The 240-nt window shown below is 49.6% G+C and carries 1 tRNA gene; it reads left to right on the top strand.

The window, feature by feature from the left end:
• Positions 1–145 precede the first annotated feature (145 nt).
• Positions 146–221 (top strand) — tRNA-Ala (locus H4J65_RS00080).
• Positions 222–240: the final 19 nt, after the last annotated feature.

Raw genomic sequence — 240 nt, 5'->3', positions numbered from 1 at the left:
AGTTCAAGTCTGCCCAGACCTACCAATTTACGCCACTTGCTGCGTTGGAATGATACTCGTGTAGAAAACCTACACATCCATCCTTCCGCCTTGCAACTGACGTAAATCTGCGTTTCGTTTTAGCTTAAAGTGTGTTTCCCATTGCGGGGCTATAGCTCAGCTGGGAGAGCGCCTGCCTTGCACGCAGGAGGTCAGCAGTTCGATCCTGCTTAGCTCCACCACTTCTTCGTATAAGAAAGA

The sequence above is a fragment of the Colwellia sp. MB02u-9 genome (genome assembly GCF_014077085.1).
Classification (GTDB): domain Bacteria; phylum Pseudomonadota; class Gammaproteobacteria; order Enterobacterales; family Alteromonadaceae; genus Cognaticolwellia.
The sequence above is the reverse complement of the archived record's forward strand: the minus strand, read 5'-3'. Positions and strand labels throughout refer to the sequence as shown.